This window comes from Bradyrhizobium sp. 1200_D9_N1_1, from assembly GCF_052075915.1.
GTDB lineage: Bacteria > Pseudomonadota > Alphaproteobacteria > Rhizobiales > Xanthobacteraceae > Bradyrhizobium > Bradyrhizobium diazoefficiens.
On record NZ_CP197226.1, the window covers coordinates 2,446,805 to 2,466,835 of the forward strand.

The window sequence follows — 20,031 nt, forward strand, 5'->3', positions numbered from 1 at the left end:
GCCTCCTGGCGTTCCGCTTACGCCGCGTTGCGCTTGGCGGCGCTGTCGGCAAGATGACGGCCGGCAATGTAGCCGAAGGTCAGCGCCGGCCCAAGCGTGATGCCGGCGCCGGGATAATTGCCCCCCATGATGCTCGCCATGTCGTTGCCGGCGGCATAGAGGCCGGGGATGACCCGGCCTTCGGCGTCCAGCGCCCGCGCGTTCTCATCGGTGATGATGCCGGCATAGGTGCCGAGGTCGCCGATCACCATCTTGATGGCGTAGAACGGACCGTTCTCGATCGGCGCGACGCACGGATTGGGGCCGTGCAGCGCATCGCCCTGGTAGCGGTTGTAGGCCTTCGAGCCCTTGCCGAAGGCGGCGTCATGTCCCAGCGGCGCGGTCGTATTGAACTGCCTGACCGTCTCGGCGAAGGCCGTGGCGTCGATGCCAGCTTTCGCCGCAAGCGCCTCGAGCGTGTCGCCGCGCATGAGATAGCCGGTACTGAGGTGATGACCCAGCGGCATCGGGAAGGGCGGCACGCAGCCGAGGCCGTATTTCCGCAACGTCTTGTGATCGCAGACGAGGTACGCCGCGATCTCCTCGCCGGGCTTGGCCGCCTTGACCATGGCCTGGACGAAGTCGTGGTAGGAATTGCCTTCATTGGCAAACCGCCTGCCGTCGCGCATCACCGCGATCACGCCGGGCTTGGCGCGGTCGATGAAATGCGGCATCACGCCCTTCGAGCCGTCCTTGCGCGTGGTGAGCGACACCGGCACCCAGGCCGCGGCATTCGGCAGACGGTCCTCGACATGTCCGCCGGCGCTTTCCGCAAGGCGCAAGCCGTCGCCGGTGTTGCCGATGGGACCCGGCGAAAAATGCTCGTTGCCGGTCGGCGCATGCGGAAACATCTTCTTGCGCCGCTCGACATCGTGCGGGAAGCCGCCGCAGGCGAGCACGACGCCCTGCCTTGCGCGAACACGCACCTTGCGTCCCTCGCGCGACACGATCGCGCCGGTGACAGCTCCGTTCTCGACCGTCAGCTCGCGCACCGGAGAAGACAGCCACATCGGAATCTTGAGATCGAGCGCGGATTTCGCCAGCCGTCCCGCCAGCGCATTGCCGTTGGTCAGCGTCATGCCGCGGCCGTAGTGCAGCACGTCCATCAGATGCCGCGACAGTCGCTTTGCGACATACACCGCCGAGGTCAGCGATTTCGTCACCCGCATGAAATGGATGATCTCCTTGCCGGAGCCCAGCATCATGCCGAATACGGTCAGCTCCGGCAGCGGCATGCCGAGCGTCCTGATCTGCTCGCCGAGCTCGCGGCCGTCGAACGGGCGCGTCACCATGGAGCGGCCGCCTTGCGCGCCGCCCGGTGCTTCGGCGTGATAGTCCGGGAACACCAGCGGCATGTCGAAGCGCAGGGCTGTCCTGGTGGTGAAGAAATCCACCGCCTCGGGACCGGCGCTCAGGAACGCATCGATGCGCGCGCCATCGAAATTGTTGCCGGCCTCGTGCCGCAGGTATGTGCGGGCCTGCTCCGGCGTCTCCTCGATGCCGTAGGCCTTCGCCAGCGAGGTGCCGGGGATCCAGAGCCAGCCTCCGGAGCGGGCCGTGGTGCCACCGAAACGCGGCTCCTTCTCGACGATCAGCACGTCGAGGCCGCGATAGCGCGCGGTGATCGCGGCCGACATGCCGGAGGCGCCCGATCCGGCCACGAGCACATCGCACTCGTAAGTCTCAATTGCGCTATGCTCGTTGCCGGTCATGCGTGCCTCATTTCTTCAGCAGCGGACATTTGGACTCGGAGACCGGACGGAAGGCGTCCTCGCCCTTCACCGTCTTGATGATCTCGAGGTAATCCCAGGGCTCCTTGGACTGCTCGGGCGACTTCACCTTGGCCAGATACATGTCGCGGATGACGCGGCCGTCCTCGCGCAACTTGCCGCCATGGACGAAGATATCCTCGATCGGCAGCTCGCGCATCTTGGCCATCACCTTGGCGGGATCGTCGGTGCCGGCCGCCTTGATGCCTTTCAGGTAATGCAACACCGAGCCGTAGACGCCGGTGTGGATCATGGTCGGCATCACCTTGGTGCGCTCGTAGAACTTCTTCGACCAGGCGCGGGTTGCCTCGTCCATGTTCCAGTACGCGGCCGTCGTCATGTAGGTGCCCTGCGCGGCCTTGAGGCCGATCGCATGCACGTCGGTGTCGAACATCAGGAGGCCGACGAGCTTCTGGCCGCCCTGGACCAGGCCGAACTCGCCGGACTGCTTGATGGCGTTGTCGGTGTCCTGGCCGGCGTTGGCGAAGGCGACGACGTCGGATTTCGAGCTCTGTGCCTGGAGGGCGAAGGAGGAGAAGTCCGCGGTGTTGGTCGGGTGCTTCACGCCACCAAGCACCTTGCCGCCCATCTCGTTGATGAAGCGCGTGGCGTCCTTCTCGAGCTGCTGGCCGAAGGCGTAGTCCGCGGTGATGAAGTACCAGGATTTTCCGCCCTCCTTGATCACGGCGGAGGCGGTCACCTTCGACAGGGCGTAGGTGTCGTAGGTGAAATGCACGGTGTTCGGGCTGCACAGCTCGTCGGTCAGCGAGCTCGCGCCGGGGCCGGAGAGCAGGGCGATCTTGTTGCGCTCGCGCACCATGTTGTGCACGGCGATCGCGATGCCGGAATTGGGGATGTCGACGACGGCGTCGACCTTGCCGTTGTCGAACCAGCCGCGCACGATCTGGACGCCGACGTCGGTCTTCATCTGATGGTCGGCGCTGATGATCTCGATCGGCTTGCCGAGCACGGTGGGACCGAATTCCTCGACCGCCATTTTCGCGGCTTCGACCGAGCCCGGCCCGCTGTTGTCGCGGCCCCAGCTTGACAGGTCCGTCAGCACGCCGATTCGCACCGCATCGTCGGAGACCTGCGCGGTCGCGGTTGACGTCATGGCAGCCGAAGTCATGGCCGCGAGCATGGCGCAGGCCAAAAACCCTCTCATCGTCGTTCCCTCTCTTTGTGGGCCGCTTGGCGCGGCCGATTATCATGGCGGCAAGTTAGATATTAGCGAATGAATTTGTCAATGGCGAATAGGCGGGCTTGGGCGGGTTCCGTGACCGCCCGGACGACGCCTCCAAAATATGTGCGCAGCCCCCTCAGCTCCGTCATTGCGAGCGGAGCGAAGCAATCCAGACTCATTCCGTGGAGGCAGTCTGGATTGCTTCGTCGCATCAGCGCAAAATTGCCACGCAATTTTGTCGCGAGCTCCTCGCAATGACGGCGTTGATGCAGTTGTGCGCCACCATTCCCGCTGTGGTCATCGCCAGCAGCAACACCCCCGCAGGTTGCAATCGCCACCGCGATTGGCCATGATGCCGTCGGGAATCTTTGGGGCATGGAATGACGGCAGCAACGGGGGTCTCCGGCGCGACGGAGCGATCGACGACGGCGCATGTGGTGTGGGCGAGCGCGCTCGGCACCGCGATCGAGTGGTACGACTTCCTGATCTACGGCACGGCGGCGGCGCTGGTGCTGAACAAGCTGTTCTTTCCGAGCTTCGATCCCTTTGTCGGCACGCTGGCGGCATTCTCGACCTATGCGGTCGGCTTCGTGGCGCGGCCGATCGGCGGCGCGATCATCGGGCATTATGGCGATCGGCTCGGCCGCAAGACAATGCTGGTCGCGACCATGATCGCGATGGGGCTCGGCACCTTCCTGATCGGCTGCCTGCCGACCTACAGCCAGATCGGCGTGTGGGCGCCGATCCTGCTCATCGTCCTGCGCTTCGTCCAGGGCATCGGGCTCGGCGGCGAATGGAGCGGCGCGGTCGTCATGGTGATCGAGCATGCAGGCAATCGCCGCGGCTTCTACGGCAGCCTGGTGCAGATCGGCTTTCCTGTCGGCGTTGCCGCATCCACCGGCATCTTCGCCCTGATGACGAAGCTGCCTGAGGCCGACTTCCTGAGCTGGGGCTGGCGCGTGCCGTTCCTGATCAGCATTGTGCTCGTCGGTGTCGGCTTCATCGTGCGGCTGAAGCTTGCGGAGACACCGCACTTCAAGGAGGTGGTCGAGCGCAAGGAGGTGCTGGCGCAGCCGGTCTGGGAAGTGCTGCGCCGCGACTGGCGCAGCTTCCTGCTGGCGATCGGCATCACGGTCTCGGAAGTCGGGCTCGCCTACCTCCTCACCGTCTTCACCGTGGTCTACGCCACGACAAAGCTCGGCCTGCCGCGCCAGGTTATCCTGGATGCGGTGGTCTATGCGGCGATCGTCGAATTCGCCACATTGCCGCTTGCAGGCTGGTTGTCCGATATCTTCGGCCGCAAGGCGCTGTATCTCGCCGGCGGCGTGTTCTCGGTGGCGCTGGCGTTTCCGCTGTTCTGGTTCCTCGACACCAGGGACCCGGCGCTGATCACGCTCGCGCTCGTGGTCACGATGACGCTGACGCATGCGCTGCTGTTCGGGCCGAAGGCCGCGTTCATGCCGGAACTGTTCCGCACCCAGGTGCGCTACAGCGGCGCGTCGCTTGGTGCCAACGTCGCGGCCGCGCTCAGCGGCGGCTTCTCGCCGTTGATCGCAACCGCGCTGCTCGCATGGGCCGGCTCTTATTGGGCGGTGTCGGTCTACATCATCGCGCTGTCGATCATCACGATCGTCGCTACGCTGATGGCGCCGGAGACGGCGCGCGACGCGCTCAAATAGTGAGCGCCGTCATCGGCAGGCGGAGTTCGCGGCGCCCGGAATGGCGAGGAAGGTGATGGTCTCGGATGCAAGCTGCACTGCGCCGGCCTCGATCGCGCGCCCGGCGAGGGGCGGCAGCCCATCTTCGTCGGTCAGCGCCAGCGTCTTGCCGTTCAGTTGCACGGTTGCGCCTTGCAGCCTTGCGGCCTGCAAGGTGTAGCGCTCGGCGGGTAGCGGCAACACGATCGTGCGCGCTGTGCTGCGCGAGATATTGATCGCGAGCACGGTCACGGCGCCGCGCTTCGACGGATGACAGTGCGCGTAGACATGGAGGCCGGGTGCCATCGCGGCGCCTGCGTCGAGCACCGTCGTACCCATCAACCGACGCCAGAGCAGCGCGCCCCAATAATTCGGCCGCGGGCGGAACGTCTTCTCGTCCAGCAATCCGTAGTCGCTCGCGGCCAGCGTGTTGTGCATCACCACTTGAACGCCGGCCCTGGCCAAGCGTCCGAGTTGGTCGAGATAGCGGAACGTATCGAGGAAAGTCTTGTCCCAGCGGTTACCGCCGCAGGCGGCGTCCGCGGTTTCGGTCAGCCAGATCGGCTTGTCCGGCGCGAATTCGTCGCGCAGCGATTTGTAGGTCGATAGCGCGGCATCGGTGCGGGCGAGCCACGCTTCGGACAGCGCACCTGCCGGCTCGTCGCGGCCGCCGCAGCGCGGCGAGATCGTGTTGTAGTGATGATAGGAGAAGCGATCGACACCGGCGCCCGAGGCGGCGAGCAGGTCGCGCGTGCGGAGGCCGGACGCGCCGGTGGAAGCTGAGTCGCCGACCGAGCCTGGTCCGACGATCAGCGTCTGCGGCGCGGCGCGCAGCATCCACTCGTGAAAGATCCCGACATCGCGAACATAAGCCTTCGCATCGTACCCAGGCGGCGCACCGTTGGTCGCCGCGAGCGTCGGCTCGTTCATGAATTCGGCGGCGGCGATGTGGCCGCCCAGCGAGCGCGTATAGTCGATCAGGCGTTGCGCCTGATCCGGCCTCCAAAGGCCATCCGCATCGCGGCTGCCCGGGCTGACGGCAAGGGAGGTGACGATCTCCGCACCAGTCGCACGCGCAAAGTCGACGACGCCGCGCCACTGCGCGCGGCCCAGCACCGCGTTGAATCCCGGTGGCGGCGCGGCCGGCGCGCTCTCGGTGTCGGCGAAGAACGTCGCATTGGCCCAGGTGCCGCTCACGCGCAGATAAGCGGGCGACAACGCCACCGCGAGCCCGCGCAGACGCGTGTTGCCGAGATCGATTGGAGGTCTGTAACTGTAGCGATCCTTGTCGGCCCACGCGCGCATCGCTTGCGGATAAGGCTTCCAGAACCGCCCGCCGGTCACCTCCACCATCTCGATGTTGTAGGACTGAAAGCGGGGATCGATCGTACCGATCGCTCGCAGCCCCGCAGGCGCGATCGACACCGTGCCGGCGTGCGCGGCGCACGATGTCCCGGCTGCGAGCAGCGCAAGCCCTGTCACCCGTGCTGCGTCAAGAAGCCCGCCGCGTGGCATTCGCCGTCTTGTATGCACGTCCTGACGCCTTCTTATGCGTGCTGCCAAAAGCAAAATGCAGCCGCCCGAACCATTAGCCCCGCCGCGTTCGAAGCGGCGCAGCCCTGGGCAAAGTTCTGGCCATAGCTGGCGTTGCGCGAGCAGAGCCTGGCGCATGTCAAGGCGTGAGTAGCCATGCGGGCATCTACGCGGCAGATTCTATATTCACCAGGACTTCTCCGGCGATGATTTCGGGATCCCCGAGATCAAGGTCATGCATGCTTGCTTGAACGAACTCCATCACCTTGTCGTTCGCCGCATTGGCGCATTCGCGGTCCTCAAATATCATCACGGCGACACCAACGCCTTCGCCCCCATCCAGCACATAGTAAGACTTGAAGCCGCGCGACTCCCTCAGGATCTGACCGACGCCGCTTTTGGCGCGGCGGGCAGCATCCGCGACCGAACGAACCTTGGTGTATTTTCGAATGAGTATGTACATCAGGCCACCCTTGCGTCTCGGTTCCTCCCCCACGCATCAAAGCATACCGGGCCGCTGCCGGACTAGGGCCTACTTATGGAATGGCCCAAAAGTGGAGGTCAACGCAGGCGCTGACAATGTCCGTCCTGCCGCATGACGGGTTGGATGCGGTTGAAGTTGGCTCATCAAGAAGACGATGTCTCGTCGCGCCCGTCCAGCGTTGCTGGCATATTGAATATCGTCTAAGCAGACGGATCGGCGCGCATGAACGCCGACCTGCGAAGCAACAAGGGAGCACAAAAGATGAAAAAGACCACGCGCCGGGATCTGCTCGCAACAGCCGCCGCAGCCACCGCAGCTTCCATCGCGGAGGTTGCGCCCGCCGCAGCGCAGGCCGGACCGAAGCCGATCTTCCCGGTGCCGATGGTCGCGATCCCGATCGTCGGCGAGACCCAGGTGTTCCAGGTCCGCCGCATCTACTGCATCGGGCGCAACTATGCGGCGCATGCGATCGAGCGCGGCTCGGATCCGAACCGCGAGCCGCCGTTCTTCTTCCAGAAGCCGACGGACGCGATCCAGAACGTCGCGGTCGGCGAGGTCGCCGACCATCCCTATCCGTCGCTGACCAAGAATTATCATCACGAGATCGAGCTGGTTGCCGCGCTGAAATCCGGCGGCACCAATATCCCGGCCGAGAAGGCGCTCGACCACGTCTATGGCTACGCGCTCGGTCTCGACATGACCCGGCGCGATCTCCAGAACGGCATGGCCGCGGAGAAGAAGCCGTGGGAAATCGGCAAGAGCTTTGACCACGCCGCGGTGCTCGGTCCGATCCACCCCGCGAGCAAGACCGGCCATTTCGAGAAGGGCGCGATCTCGCTCGCAATCAACGGCACCGTGAAGCAGAGCTCGGATCTCAGCAAGATGATCTGGAGCGTCGCCGAGCAGATCGCAAAGCTCTCGGAAGCGTTCGAGCTGAAGGCCGGCGACATCATCTATTCCGGCACGCCGGAGAATGTCGGCCCGGTGGTGAAGGGCGACGTGCTGCTGTGCAAGCTCGAGGGACTGCCGGACATGTCGATCAAGATCGTCTGATCGTCCTCGCCTCTCCCCGCGTGCGGGGGGAGGCCGGATTGCACCTTCAGATGCAATCCGCGTCGCGCGCTCGACGCTAACGGGTTTACCAGCGACAAGGTCGCGCCGTAGTTGCGCCGCGCGACCTCCGCTGGAATCGCGGTTTGAAGGCGAGGCCTCTGAATTGCCGGAGTTCCATCGGCGATTGCCCCGTGTTTGGCAACGAACAAACGTTCTGCAGCCATATTTCAGTAAGAAGTGATCTCCCGTGAGGGAGACGCTCCGATGAACAAAGCTTTGATCACTGCCGTCGTGCTGCTGGCTGGCGTGCCTGCAAGCGCCGCCGCGCAAGAGCGCGCCGGTGCTGCAGCAATCGGAGCCGTATCAGGCGCTGTGGTGCTGGGGCCGATCGGTGCCGTCGCGGGCGCGGTGGTGGGCTATACCGCCGGACCTGCAATCGCCCGGTCCTGGGGCGCGAGAGATTCACGTTCGGCGAGACATCGGCAGCCGCCGCGCCGCGAGACGTATCGCGCAGCTGCAACCGGAGCTCCGCCGCGCGCACGTGAGGCGATGAATGCCAACGGCCAAATCAGGGCTGCCGGCAATCCGCCGGCCCAAGCCGCGCCTGCGGAGCAGCCTGTTGAAGCTGCACCGGCTGCGCCGGTACAGACTTTGGCGCCGCCGATTCAGGGATTCGAATGAAGCTTCGGCGTTAGGCCGCGGTGGTCTTCGGCCGCAGCCGGTCGACCGTGCGCGCGATCAGCGCCGCCACCTCGGCCACCTTCGGTCCAATCCGGAACTCCGGCCCCGCGACGACGACGGAGAGCCTGCGGTCGCCGATCGGCAGTGGAATCGCAGCGCCCGCGAGGTCGCGGCTGTAGTCGCCAAAGCTCTGGCAATAGCCGCGCTCGATCGAGTTGCGCAGTTCGGCTTCCACCGCCTCGATGCTGATCGGCGTCGACGGACCGTACTGCTTGAACTCGATCTTGCGATAGACGGAGTCGCGCTCCTCCTGCGAATATTGCAGCAGCAGCGCGCGGCCGCTCGCGGTCGCGTGGATCGGCACGCGGTGGCCGATGGTCGCGAAATAGCGGATCGCCGCCTTGGACTCGACGACGTCGATGAACACGGCCATCACGCCCGCGGGCGCCACGATCGACGCAGTCTCGCCGGTCTCGGCCGAGAGATCGGCAACCAGCGTATGCGTCCATGGCGGCAGCGGCTCGACCTCCGAGATCATCCGCGCCATGGCGAGCCAGCGCGGTGTCGGATAGAAGCCGGCGCGCGGCCGCGGCTCGTAGAGATAGCCCTTCTCCGAGAGCGTCGCGAGCAGGTTGAAGGTCGACGAGCGCGGCCAGCCGAAATGATCGGCGATCTCCGCAAGCGTCGCCGGCTTCCTCGTATGGGCGAAGAATTCCATGATCTCCAGGACGTTTGCGGCTTGGCGAACGATCATGATCCGGTCCCGTCTGTCGCAGCGCGATGCCCTTGATCTAGGACTGGCCGAGGATCTTCTTCGCCGCGCGAAGATGCGGCTTGTCGATCATCTGGCCGTCGAGCCGCAGCGTTCCGGAGTTCGGATTGCCCGCGAACGCCGCGATCACCTTCTCCGCCCAACTGCGCTCGGCTTCCGTCGGCTCGAATGCCGCGTTGACGACATCGACATGCTTGGGATGGATCAGCGCCTTCGCCGAAAACCCGTCGCGCCGCGCCGCCCGGGTTTCCTGCTCGAGGCCGGCCAGATTGTCGATGTCGGTATAGACAGTGTCGATCGGCGCGACCTCGGCCGCGGCGGCTGCCATCAGGCAGAGATCGCGCGCGAGGCGATAGGGACTGTGGAACACGCCGCCCGAGGACTTCTCTGTGGCACCCAAAGAGGCGGAGAGATCCTCCGCGCCCCACATCAGGCCGGCGAGGCGAGGGGAGCAGCCCTTGTAGCTGCCGAGCCCGAAGATCGAGCCGGCGGTCTCCGTCGCGACGCAGACGATGCGGGTTGCGCCGACCGTGATGCCGGCCGCCGCCTCGAGTGCTTCGAGCCAGGTCGCGACCTGCCGCACATCGTCGCCGCCTTGCGATTTCGGCAGCACGATGCCGTCGGGCCTGCCCGGCATCACCGCGGCGAGATCGGCCAGCGTCATGCCGGTGTCGAGCGCGTTGACGCGGACATAGAGCTGGTGTGGGCCGGGACGGCTCTTCAGCATCGCCAGCGTCAACCCGCGTGCTTCCGCCTTCTTCTCGGTGACGACGGAATCCTCGAGATCGATGATCAGCGCGTCGGCCTTGCCTTCGCTCGCCTTCTCGAATTTGCGCGGGGAATCCCCCGGCACGAACAGCATCGAACGCATCAGACCGGCCTCTTGTGCATCATCGCCATGCGGCGGCATTTTCCGACGATCTCGTCGTTCTGGTTCAGGGCGTGGTGCTCGAACTCGACGATGCCCGCCTTGGGGCGCGATTTGGATTCCCGCAACGAAAGCACCTTCGTCGTCGCCCGCAAGGTGTCGCCATGGAAGACCGGCTTCGGAAAGGTGACGTCGGTCATGCCGAGATTGGCGACGGTGGTGCCCATGGTCGTATCATAGACCGTCATGCCGATCATGATGCCGAGAGTGTAAAGGCTGTTGAAAATGCGCTGGCCGAACTCGGTCTTTTCGGCGAAATGCGCGTCGATATGCAGCGGCTGCGGGTTGAGCGTCAGCAGGCTGAACATGGTGTTGTCCATCTCCGTGACGGTCCGGGTTAGCGGATGCCTGAACTCCTGGCCCACGGAAAAGTCCTCGAAATAAAGTCCGGCCATCGCGATTTCCTCCCTGTATCGTGCGGTTTGGCTGGCGCTGCCGTTAAGGCGGCGCCGCCAGATGAACTGCTTTCTGCTGCGCGAGCGCTTCGATCTCGTCTGCCGAGAAGCCGGCCTCGTGCAGGATGTCGCGGCCATGCTGGCCGAGCGTCGGCGCCGGGCCGGCCGGCTCCGGCTGGGTCACGCTCCAGGTCGAAGGCACCCGCATCTGGCGGATGCGGCCTTCCACGGGGTGATCGACCGTCCTGAAGAAGCCGACCGCGTTGAGATGCGGATCGTCCAGAATCGTCTCCAGGGTGTGCATCGGCATCACCGGAATGTCGGCGTGCTCCAGCAGCTCGCGCCACTCCGCGGTGGTGCGGGTGAGGAAGATGTGGCCGATCTCCTCATAGATCTCGTCGATATGTTTCGTGCGTGACGCGTGGTTGGCGAAGCGCGGCTGCTGCAGGAATTCCGGCCGGCCGATCGCCTCGAAGAAGCTGCGCCAGTGCTTGTCGTTGTAGATCAGGACGCAAAGATAGCCGTCGCTGGTCTTGTAGGGCTTTCGGTAGCGCGAGAGCAGGCGGACATAGCCGCCATGGTCGAGCGGCGGATCGTAGGTGAGGCCGCCGAGATGATCGACCAGCACGAACTCGGTCATCGATTCGAACATCGGCACGTCGATGCGCTGGCCCTGGCCGGTGCGCTGCTGGTGCATCAGCCCGCCCATGATGGCGTTGACCATCATCAGACCGACGACGCGGTCGGCGATGGTCACAGGGACGTAGCGCGGCGTGCCGTCACCGGCGGCCGCGAGCAGCGTCGGAATGGTCGCTGCGCCCTGGATCAGATCGTCGTAGGCGGGCTTTGCGGCGTAGGGGCCGGATTGGCCGTAGCCGAAGGCGCCGACATAGACGAGGGCGGGATTGACCGCGGCCAGCGTCTCGTAGTCGAGGCCGAGCCGCGCCATCGCCTGCGGGCGCACATTATAGACGAGCGCGTTGGCGCGCCTCGCCAGCCGCAGCAGCGTGTCGCGGCCTTCCGTCTTCTTGAGGTCGAGGACGATGCTGCGCTTGCCGCGATTGGCGTTGTGAAACATCCCGCCCATGCCGGGCGTGCGGCCGGGACCGATCTGGCGGACGATGTCGCCCTCGGGGCTTTCGACCTTGATGACGTCGGCGCCCATGTCCGCCAGCACCTGGGTGCCGTACGGGCCCATCAGGACGGAGGTCAGGTCGAGAACGGTGAAGCCGGCGAGCGGTCCCATGGGGCCTCGTGGGTGCATTCATATTCGTGGAGTTAGAATTCATAAAACTCAGGTGTCAATTCGACGGTCCCGATGTTCCGTGCATGGGCCCATGCATAGTTCATATACTTGACTTATAAATTCACGTATATGTACATTTTCCTCAAGCAAGAAGTGGAGTGAGGGCCGGACGGATGGCAGCCGAAGGCTGCCGCCTTCGGCATGGGACGCGTCAGGGAGAACGAAATGAAGAAGAACAAGGTCTGGGCCGCAGCAGTGTTCGCGCTCGCGCTGCCGGTCTCGACGTTTCAGGCGCAGGCGCTGGAGCTGAAGGTCGCCGATAGCTTCCCCGCCGGCCACTATCTGGTTCGCCTGCTGCTCAAGCCCTGGATGGACGACGTCACCAAGCGCACCAATGGCGCGGTAACCTTCACCTATTATCCGAACCAGCAGATCGGCAAGGCCGCCGACATGTTGCGGTTGACGCAGTCCGGTGTGGTCGACATCGGCTACATCGGGCCGTCCTACGTCTCCGACAAGATGCCGCTGTCGGAAGTCGCGCAGTTGCCGGGGGCCTTTGAGACGAGCTGCCAGGGCACGCTCGCCTATTGGAAGACCGCGCGCGAAGGCGTTTTGGCCAAGCAGGAATACGCGCCGAACAAGATCAAGCTGCTGTTCGAGGTGGTGCTGCCGCCCTATCAGGTGTGGACCGCAAAAACCAAGGTCGACACGACCAAGGACATGCAGGGCCTGAAGCTGCGCACCACCGGCGGCGCGCAGGATCTGACATTGCGTGCGCTCGGCGCCGTGCCGGTGCGCATGGCGGCGCCCGATGCGTATGAATCGCTGTCGCGCGGTACCATGGACGGCCTGCTGTTCCCGATGGAAAGCGTCGTGGCCTATGGGCTGGACAAGCTGGTCAAGCACGCCACCGAAGGCGTCAGCTTCGGCAGCTTCATCGTCGCTTATTCCATCAACCAGTCGGTTTGGGACAAGCTGCCCGACGACGTGAAGAAGGCGATGAACGAGGCGTCCGAGGCGATCGAGCCGACTGCCTGTGCCCAGGTCGACAAGGAGACGGAGACCACCAGGAAGCACCTTCAGGACCAGGGCGTCAGCTTCGAGCCGCTGCCGGAGGCGACGCGTGCCGAGATGAAGGACAAGCTGAAGGGCGTCGGCAAGGAGTGGGCGAGCGGGCTCGACAGCCGCGGCAAGCAGGCGTCCGCCGCGCTGAAGGAGTTTGAAGATCTGCTCGCCGCCGGTGGCGCCAAGTAACCGTCCATGAAATACGGCAAAGGGAGGCGCTGGAGGTGATCAAGCGGGCGGGAGATGTGCTCGGCGCGCTGGAGCGCGCGCTGACGGTGATCGCGGTGGTGTTCCTGTTCGTGATCATGCTGCTTGTGGTGACCGACGTGTTCATGCGCTACGCGCTGAACCGTCCGTTTGCCTTCACCTATGATCTGATCGGCCTCTATCTTCTGGCCGGCGTGTTCTTCTTCACGCTGTCGGACGGCTTGCGCGAGCATGCGCATGTCGGCGTCGATATCCTCCTGTCGCGCTTCTCGCCGGCGGGACGGCGACTGTCCGAGATCATCACCGCGCTCGCCGGCCTGTTCGTGTTCGTCCTGATCTGCAAGGTCGGGTTCGAGCGTGCGCTGGAGAATTACGAGCAGCACGACGTGCTGGCCGGTGCGATCGCCTGGCCGACCTGGATATCGGCGGCGCTGGTGCCGTTCGGCTGCGGCGTGCTGGTGCTGCGGCTGGCGCTCCAGCTCGTCGGCAATGTGCTGAGCCTCGTCAGCGGGCGCGACCTCTATCCGCTGCCGCCGGTGACCGGCGTCGGCGAAACGCGAAGCTTTGAGTAACGGCAGGCATCCATGACACCTTTCATCGTTCTCGCCCTGCTGTTCGGCCTGCTGGCACTCGGCACGCCCGTCGGCTTCGCAATGGCCTTCTCCGGTTCGGTCGGCCTCGTGATGGTCGGCGGATGGGGCACATTGTTCGGCATCCTGCAAACCGCGCCGCTGTCGACTGTCTCGTCCTACGAGCTGATCACCATCCCGATGTTCCTACTGATGGCGGACCTCGTGCTGCTGTCGGGTGTCGCGGACGACCTGTTCAAGACGGCGTCGGCCTGGGTCGGGCGCATTCCCGGCGGGCTCGGCATGGCGACGGCACTGGCCGGCGCAGGTTTTGGCGCGATCTGCGGCACCTCGACGGCCTCCGCCGCGACGCTGTCCTCGACCAGCCTTCCCGCGATGATCCGCCAGGGCTATGAGCCCAAGATGGCCGCCGGCGTGGTCGCGATATCAGGCACGCTGTCGATGCTGCTGCCGACCAGCGTCGCGCTCGTCATCTTCGGCCTGCTCGCCGAGGTGAACATCGGCAAGCTCCTGATCAGCGGCATCATCCCCGCGATCCTCGTCACCATCACCATCATGGCCACGATCTACTTCCTGGTCTGGCAGGATCCTTCGCGCGCCCCCGCTGCGAAATCGGTGCCGTGGCGCGAAAAATTCGCGCTGTTGTGGCAAGTCTCGCCGATGGTGGTGCTGTTCTCGATCGTGACGGGCACGATCTATCTCGGCGTCGCCACGCCGACGGAGGCTTCCGCCTTCGGCGCGTTCGGCGCCTTCCTGCTCGCTATCGTCAAGGGCAAGATCACGCCGTCATCGCTCTACCGGACGCTGCTGCGGGCCTGCCACGGCACCTGCATGATCATCATGATCCTCGTCGGCGCCTCGATCTTCGGCTACTTCTTTACGCTCACCCACGTCACGCAGGACCTCGTCGCCTGGATCGGCAGTCTGCCGACTTCGCGCTGGGTGATCATCACGCTGATCCTGTGCGGCTACATCGTGCTCGGCTCCTTCATGGACCAGATCGCCATCCTGGTGCTGACCGTGCCGATCGTGCTGCCGCTGATCAAGACGCTCGGCTTCGATCCGATCTGGTTCGGCGTCATCAAGATCGTCACCGCCGAGGTCGGCATGATCACGCCGCCGGTCGGGCTGAACTGCTTCATCGTCGCCCGCTATGCCAAGCGGCCGGTGGCGGAAGTGTTCCACGGCACTTTCCCGCATTTCATCGCCCATCTGATCGCGATCGCGATCCTGGTGGCGTTTCCGAGCATCATTCTCTGGCTGCCCTCGCAGATGGGGCGCTAGGATCGGAGCCTCTGCTGCTCCCAATCAGGAGATCAAGAACATGGATTTCGCGCTCACCGATCAGCAGGAAGCCATTCGCGATGCCATCGCCAAGATCTGTGAAGGTTTTCCCGATGCCTACTGGCTGAAGAAGGACCACGACGGCGGCTTCCCGCACGATTTCCACAAGGCGCTGGCCGACGCCGGCTGGCTCGGCATCTGCGTGCCGGAGGCCTATGGCGGCTCGGGGCTCGGCATCACCGAAGCCGCGATCATGATGCGCACCATCGCCGAATCCGGCGCCGGCATGTCCGGCGCCTCGGCCGTGCACATCAACGTGTTCGGGCTCAATCCCGTCGTCGTGTTCGGCACCGAGGAGCAGCGCAAGCGCATGCTGCCGCCGATGGTCGAGGGCCGCGAGAAGGCGTGCTTCGCCGTCACCGAGCCCAATACCGGCCTCAACACCACCCAGCTCAAGACCCGTGCGGTCGCCAAGAACGACCGCTACATCGTCAACGGCCAGAAGGTGTGGATCTCGACCGCGCAGGTCGCGCACAAGATCCTGCTGCTGGCGCGCACCACGCCGCTGGAAGAGGTGCGCTCGCCCACCCACGGCCTCAGCCTGTTCTACACCGACTTCGACCGCAAGAAGATCAAGGTCCACGAGATCGAGAAGATGGGCCGCAAGGTCGTCGATTCCAACGAGCTGTTCTTCGAGGATTTCGAGATCCCGATGGAGGACCGCATCGGCGAAGAGGGCAAGGGCTTCCAGTACATCCTCGAAGGCATGAACCCCGAGCGCATCCTGATCGCGGCGGAAGCCGTCGGCCTCGGCAAGCTCGCGCTGGCGCGCGCGACCGAATACGCCAAGACCCGCGTCGTCTTCAACCGCCCGATCGGCAAGAACCAGGGCATCCAGCATCCGCTCGCGGTGAACTGGGTCGAGCTCGAGGCGGCCTGGCTGATGGTGATGCAGGCGGCCTGGCAATACGACAAGGGCTTGCCCTGCGGGGCCGGCGCGAATGCCGCGAAATATTTCGCAGGCGAAGCCGGCTACCATGCCTGCGAGCAGGCCGTGATGACCCATGGCGGCTTCGGCTATGCCAAGGAGTTCCACGTCGAGCGTTATCTGCGTGAAGTGCTGATCCCGCGCATCGCGCCGGTCAGCCCGCAGCTCGCGCTCAGCTTCATCGCGGAAAAGGTGCTGGGGCTGGCGAAGTCGTACTAGGTTGCCCGCGGATCGGTCGGGAGGATTGCCGATGCCCGAGGACAGCTCGCCGATCGATTTTGCCGGCTTGGTCCGGAAGGATGATCTCGTCGTGTGCGGGCAGGCGACGGCGGAGCCTGTCACGCTGACGGAAGCGCTGATGGCGCAGGCAGCACAGCTTCCGCCCTTCCGCATGATGATCGGGCCAGTGTTCTCGGAGACGTTTTCGGCGTCGTGCGCGGGAAATGTCTCGTTCCAGAGCTATGGCGTGATCGGCAATTCGCGGCGGCTCGCGAAAGCGGGGCGGCTCGACGTGATCCCGAGCAATTACAGCGCCTTCTGTGCCGACTTCGCGGCGCGCCGCTACAAGGCCGATGTCGTTCTGGTGCAGCTTGCGGAGCTCGAAGGGCGGCTCAGCGCCAGCCTCTCCAACGACTACGTCATCGATGCCGCGCGCGGCGCACGCCTCGTCATCGCCGAGATCAATCCGGATACGCCCTTTACGTTCGGCGCCGAATGGCCGGAGGACGTGCCGATCCATGTTCGCGTGGCAGCCCGCAGGCCGCCGGTTGAATTGGCCTCGACGCCGCTCGATGACGTTTCGCGGCGCATCGCCGCGCATGCGGCAGGCCTGATCGCCGACGGCAGCACGCTCCAGTTCGGCGTCGGCCGAATTCCGGATGCGATCCTGTCCTCGCTGTCGCATGCGCGCCGTCTCGGCATCCATTCCGGCCTGATCAACGATGCCGTCGTCGACCTGATCGAGCGCGGCGCGGTGACGAATGCGGAGAAGGGCATCGATGCCGGCATCACGGTCACCAACCAGGTGATCGGGACCCGGCGGCTCTATCGCTTCGCGCACGAGAACAAGGCGGTGGCGGTGCGGCCGACGTCCTATACGCACAGCCAGAACGTGTTGGCGCGGATCAACCGGCTGGTCGCGATCAATTCGGCGCTTCAGGTCGGCCTCGACGGCAGCGTCAATTCCGAGACGCTGAATGGCGTCGCGATCGGCGCCATCGGCGGGCAGCTCGATTTCGTGCGCGGCGCCAACGCCTCTTGCGGCGGAAGGGCGATCATCGCGCTGCCGGCGACGGCCTCCGACGGGACCAGCCGGATCGTCGCTGACGTCGAGACGGTGACGACACCGCGCGCCGATGTCGATGCCGTCGTCACCGAATGGGGCGTTGCGGAGCTGCGTGGCTGCGGCCTTGCCGAGCGCGCGCGCCGCATGATCGCGATCGCGGCGCCTGAGCATCGCGACGCGCTTTCGGCGCGGCTTCGCGGGCCCGCGAGCTAGCTCAGTTCATCATCGCGAGCGTCCATGACGAGATCGTCGAGGAGGTGGCCGGCCTATTCGGCGGCAATCCGCTCCATCGCCATGGCACGAAGCCGGGCGCGCTGGATTTTCACACCGTTGGCGCTGTCGGTGACGGGGAAAGCATCGACGATATAGATTCGTGCCGGCACCTTGTATCCGGCGAGCCGTTCGCGCAGGTGCGCGACCAGCATCTCCTGTTGAGGCGGCTCCCCTGCTGGAATCACAAAAGCGACGCAGCGTGCGTTTCCCTTCAGGTCGACCGCGACGACCTGGGCGTCGGCAACACCTGCGCAGGACTTGAGCTCGTCCTCGATCTCGCCGGGCGCGACAAGGAAGCCGCCGAGCCGCATCGCATCGCCCGCGCGGGTCTCGTAGACGAAGGAGCCATCGCCGCGCAGCCGGCCGATGTCGCCGGTGCGGAAGAAGCCGTCCGCGGTAATCGCGTCGCGCGTGGCGTCGGGATTGTTGAAGTAGCCGAGGAAGCGTGACGGCGCGCTGATCTCGATCTCGCCGGAGACGCCGGGAGCTGCGAGTTCGCCGGTCTCGGTGTCGCGCACGCGGACCCTGGCCTCCGGCGACATCGGCCAGCCGCCGCCCTCGATCCGGTCGGCGAACGCGTCGCTGGCGCGGCCGATCGAGAACAGGGCCTGCACCTCGCTCGAACCGTAGAGGCCGTACAGCGGCATGCCGCGCGCCTCGGCCTCCGCGGCAAGCTCGCGCCAGCCGGGCTGGAACGCGGCGAAGCCGAACACCTCGGCACGGGGGAAGGGCTGGGCCACGTCGGTGAGGGCGAGGATGCGGCGAAACATCTCGTCGGAGCCGAAGGCGTGGGTGATCTCATGCTCGCCGAGGATCTTCAGCGCCGGCGCCGCTTCGAAGGCGTCGAGCACATGGATGGTCGCGCCCGCCGCGATGAAGCCGAGCAGGCTCGTCATGCCGAAGGTGCCGCAGAACGGCAGCATGGCGAGGAGCGAATGGTTTTGCGGCGCGAGGCTTAGCGCCCTGGCGACGGCGGCGGCGTGCGCGGCCAGCGTCCGCTGCGAATGCGCGACGAGCTTCGGTCCCTTGGTCGTGCCCGACGTGGTGTAGAGCAGCACGGGGAGGTCGACGTCATCCTGGGCGGGCGGGGCCGGCGGATAGGGTTGGTCGAACGCATCGAACCGTACACACGGCCAGTGCGCCGGGATCGTATCCGCGCCGACCACTGCAAGCTGTCGCAGCGCGGGCACCTCGTCCTTGGCGATATCGGCGAGGATGGCGGCAAAGTCGATCGAGCGGAACGCGGCCTCGACCACCATCAGCCTGGCGCCGGACAAGCGAAGCAGATGGGCGACTTCCGCGCTGCGGTAGCGGGTATTGACGGCGGAGACGATCGCACCGAGGCGGGCGGCGGCGAACAGCAGCGCGACCCATTCGATCCGGTTGACCAGCCAGACCGCGACGACGTCGCCCTTGCCGACACCCTGCGCAGCAAGCCAGGCCGCGGTCTTTTCGATATTTGCCGAGAATTCCGCGCGCGAGACCGGCGTGCCGTCGAACACGAAGGCGGGATCCGCGAAGGCCTCGGTGCAGATCAGCGATTGCAGCGAAAATTCGTTGGAGCTCATGGCGCCCGGAGTAACCCGATCGCGCAAAACTGTCTACTTGGTGCCGAACATCCGGTCGCCGGCATCGCCCAGGCCCGGCACGATGTAGCCGTGGTCGTTGAGCCGCTCGTCGATTGCGGCGGTCCAGATCGGCACGTCGGGATGTTCGCTCTGGAACTGCGCGATGCCTTCCGGCGCGGCCAGAAGGCACACGAAGCGGATGTCGCGGGCGCCGCGGTTCTTGAGCAGGGACGCGCCGGCGCAGGCCGAGTTGCCGGTCGCCAGCATCGGGTCCATCAGGATCACGGTGCGGTCGGACAGGTCCTGCGGCGCCTTGAAGTAATATTCCACGGCCTGCAATGTTTCGGGGTCGCGGTAGAGCCCGATATGGGCAATGCGCGCCGAGGGCATCAGCGCCAGCATGCCGTCGAGGAAGCCGACGCCGGCGCGCAGGATCGGCGCCAGCGTGAGCTTCTTGCCGGCGATCTTCGGCGCCCGCATCGATGCGATCGGCGTCTCGATCTCGACCAGCTCCAGCGGCAGGTCGCGCGTCACCTCGTAGCCGAGCAGCATCCCGATCTCGTTCAGGATCTCGCGAAAGCTCTTGGTCGAGCGGTCCTTCTCCCGCATCAGCGAGAGCTTGTGCTGGACCAGAGGGTGGGCGACGACGTTGACGCTGCTTGTGCTCATGAAACCGCTCTACACGGTTCCGTGAAATTGCGCCAGATCGGCCGGGTATTTTCCGCGGGATACGTGGCCTCAAGCCGGCATCGCGACCTCCTTGCGGGCACGGCTGCTCGCCTCGTAGGCAGCCATGGTCACGGCGGCGGAACTGGCGCGTGAAGAGGTAAAGGCTAGACCCCGAGCCCCCGCGCGACGAGCGTGATCACGATCGTCAGGACCGCGCCCCAGACCAGGCTCAGCGTCATGGTCAGGATCGTCGTGGTGACTGCGTGCTCGAGATTTCCCTTGAGGAGCTGCACGCTACTTGTCCGGGGCGGGCGCCGCGCCG

General features: G+C 65.3%; 20 protein-coding genes. 9 read left to right on the forward strand and 11 right to left on the reverse strand.

Going from position 1 to position 20,031, the window contains the following annotated elements; translation table 11 throughout:
* Nucleotides 1-17: 17 nt before the first annotated feature.
* Together AB5K84_RS11875 and AB5K84_RS11880 are read right to left on the reverse strand one after the other, a co-directional pair.
* The gene (locus AB5K84_RS11875; RefSeq protein ID WP_011089544.1) at nucleotides 18-1,751 is read right to left on the reverse strand and encodes an FAD-dependent oxidoreductase; all 1,734 of its coding nucleotides are present in this window, start codon (nucleotides 1,749-1,751) and stop codon (nucleotides 18-20) included.
* 7 nt (nucleotides 1,752-1,758) lie between these two features.
* Complete coding sequence (locus AB5K84_RS11880; protein ID WP_011089543.1) at nucleotides 1,759-2,973, reverse strand: ABC transporter substrate-binding protein; 1,215 nt, start codon at nucleotides 2,971-2,973, stop codon at nucleotides 1,759-1,761.
* Between AB5K84_RS11880 and AB5K84_RS11885 the strand changes: the two genes are divergently transcribed.
* Nucleotides 2,921-3,046, forward strand: a complete 126-nt coding sequence (locus AB5K84_RS11885) for a hypothetical protein (RefSeq protein ID WP_257784529.1) — start codon at nucleotides 2,921-2,923, stop codon at nucleotides 3,044-3,046. The two genes, AB5K84_RS11880 and AB5K84_RS11885, sit on opposite strands and share 53 nt — an antisense overlap.
* 325 nt (nucleotides 3,047-3,371) lie before the next feature.
* Complete coding sequence (locus AB5K84_RS11890) at nucleotides 3,372-4,670, forward strand: MFS transporter (RefSeq protein ID WP_011089542.1); 1,299 nt, start codon at nucleotides 3,372-3,374, stop codon at nucleotides 4,668-4,670.
* Between the two features lie 9 nt (nucleotides 4,671-4,679).
* Here AB5K84_RS11890 and AB5K84_RS11895 read toward each other — a convergent pair whose 3' ends face one another.
* Together AB5K84_RS11895 and AB5K84_RS11900 are read right to left on the reverse strand one after the other, a co-directional pair.
* Nucleotides 4,680-6,170, reverse strand: coding sequence for a hypothetical protein (locus AB5K84_RS11895; RefSeq protein WP_236842124.1), 1,491 nt, complete (start codon nucleotides 6,168-6,170; stop codon nucleotides 4,680-4,682).
* A gap of 217 nt (nucleotides 6,171-6,387) precedes the next feature.
* Nucleotides 6,388-6,684, reverse strand: a complete 297-nt coding sequence (locus AB5K84_RS11900) for a hypothetical protein (RefSeq protein WP_038965684.1) — start codon at nucleotides 6,682-6,684, stop codon at nucleotides 6,388-6,390.
* A gap of 282 nt (nucleotides 6,685-6,966) precedes the next feature.
* On the opposite strand from AB5K84_RS11900, the gene AB5K84_RS11905 reads away from it, so the two are divergent.
* Together AB5K84_RS11905 and AB5K84_RS11910 are read left to right on the forward strand one after the other, a co-directional pair.
* The gene (locus AB5K84_RS11905) at nucleotides 6,967-7,758 is read left to right on the forward strand and encodes a fumarylacetoacetate hydrolase family protein (protein WP_038965685.1); all 792 of its coding nucleotides are present in this window, start codon (nucleotides 6,967-6,969) and stop codon (nucleotides 7,756-7,758) included.
* A gap of 264 nt (nucleotides 7,759-8,022) precedes the next feature.
* Entirely contained in the window at nucleotides 8,023-8,439 is a 417-nt protein-coding gene (locus tag AB5K84_RS11910) for a hypothetical protein (RefSeq protein ID WP_038965678.1), read from the forward strand.
* Nucleotides 8,440-8,449: 10 nt separating this feature from the next.
* Here AB5K84_RS11910 and AB5K84_RS11915 read toward each other — a convergent pair whose 3' ends face one another.
* The 4 genes from AB5K84_RS11915 to AB5K84_RS11930 are packed head-to-tail and all read right to left on the reverse strand — an operon-like array spanning nucleotide 8,450 to nucleotide 11,780.
* Nucleotides 8,450-9,193 (reverse strand): IclR family transcriptional regulator, encoded by a 744-nt coding sequence (locus AB5K84_RS11915; protein WP_011089537.1) that lies wholly within the window; start codon nucleotides 9,191-9,193, stop codon nucleotides 8,450-8,452.
* A gap of 37 nt (nucleotides 9,194-9,230) precedes the next feature.
* Nucleotides 9,231-10,082: an HpcH/HpaI aldolase/citrate lyase family protein gene (locus tag AB5K84_RS11920; protein ID WP_038965686.1), complete on the reverse strand. Its 852-nt coding sequence runs from the start codon at nucleotides 10,080-10,082 to the stop codon at nucleotides 9,231-9,233.
* Nucleotides 10,082-10,597: a MaoC family dehydratase gene (locus AB5K84_RS11925; RefSeq protein WP_323922755.1), complete on the reverse strand. Its 516-nt coding sequence runs from the start codon at nucleotides 10,595-10,597 to the stop codon at nucleotides 10,082-10,084. The genes AB5K84_RS11920 and AB5K84_RS11925 overlap by 1 nt, the downstream gene beginning before the upstream one ends.
* Nucleotides 10,578-11,780, reverse strand: coding sequence for a CaiB/BaiF CoA transferase family protein (locus AB5K84_RS11930; RefSeq protein WP_028174520.1), 1,203 nt, complete (start codon nucleotides 11,778-11,780; stop codon nucleotides 10,578-10,580). The genes AB5K84_RS11925 and AB5K84_RS11930 overlap by 20 nt, the downstream gene beginning before the upstream one ends.
* A 225-nt stretch (nucleotides 11,781-12,005) precedes the next feature.
* On the opposite strand from AB5K84_RS11930, the gene AB5K84_RS11935 reads away from it, so the two are divergent.
* From AB5K84_RS11935 to AB5K84_RS11955, 5 genes are read left to right on the forward strand one after another with little or no spacing between them, the layout of a single operon-like run.
* On the forward strand, nucleotides 12,006-13,034 hold the full coding sequence (locus AB5K84_RS11935; RefSeq protein ID WP_038965687.1) for a TRAP transporter substrate-binding protein: 1,029 nt from the start codon (nucleotides 12,006-12,008) through the stop codon (nucleotides 13,032-13,034).
* Between the two features lie 35 nt (nucleotides 13,035-13,069).
* Complete coding sequence (locus AB5K84_RS11940) at nucleotides 13,070-13,624, forward strand: TRAP transporter small permease (protein ID WP_011089532.1); 555 nt, start codon at nucleotides 13,070-13,072, stop codon at nucleotides 13,622-13,624.
* A 12-nt stretch (nucleotides 13,625-13,636) separates the two neighbouring features.
* Nucleotides 13,637-14,926 (forward strand): TRAP transporter large permease, encoded by a 1,290-nt coding sequence (locus AB5K84_RS11945; protein WP_011089531.1) that lies wholly within the window; start codon nucleotides 13,637-13,639, stop codon nucleotides 14,924-14,926.
* Nucleotides 14,927-14,966: 40 nt separating this feature from the next.
* A complete protein-coding gene (locus tag AB5K84_RS11950; RefSeq protein WP_011089530.1) occupies nucleotides 14,967-16,133 on the forward strand; it encodes an acyl-CoA dehydrogenase family protein in 1,167 nt (388 codons plus the stop codon).
* Nucleotides 16,134-16,164: 31 nt separating this feature from the next.
* Complete coding sequence (locus tag AB5K84_RS11955) at nucleotides 16,165-17,412, forward strand: acetyl-CoA hydrolase/transferase family protein (protein WP_011089529.1); 1,248 nt, start codon at nucleotides 16,165-16,167, stop codon at nucleotides 17,410-17,412.
* Between the two features lie 53 nt (nucleotides 17,413-17,465).
* On the opposite strand, the gene AB5K84_RS11960 is transcribed toward AB5K84_RS11955, so the two are convergent.
* From AB5K84_RS11960 to AB5K84_RS11970, 3 genes are all read right to left on the reverse strand, one after another.
* Nucleotides 17,466-19,040, reverse strand: coding sequence for an AMP-binding protein (locus AB5K84_RS11960; RefSeq protein ID WP_011089528.1), 1,575 nt, complete (start codon nucleotides 19,038-19,040; stop codon nucleotides 17,466-17,468).
* 33 nt (nucleotides 19,041-19,073) lie between these two features.
* A complete protein-coding gene (gene upp / locus AB5K84_RS11965) occupies nucleotides 19,074-19,709 on the reverse strand; it encodes a uracil phosphoribosyltransferase (RefSeq protein WP_028174525.1) in 636 nt (211 codons plus the stop codon).
* Between the two features lie 164 nt (nucleotides 19,710-19,873).
* Entirely contained in the window at nucleotides 19,874-20,002 is a 129-nt protein-coding gene (locus tag AB5K84_RS11970; RefSeq protein ID WP_018641127.1) for a hypothetical protein, read from the reverse strand.
* Nucleotides 20,003-20,031: the final 29 nt, after the last annotated feature.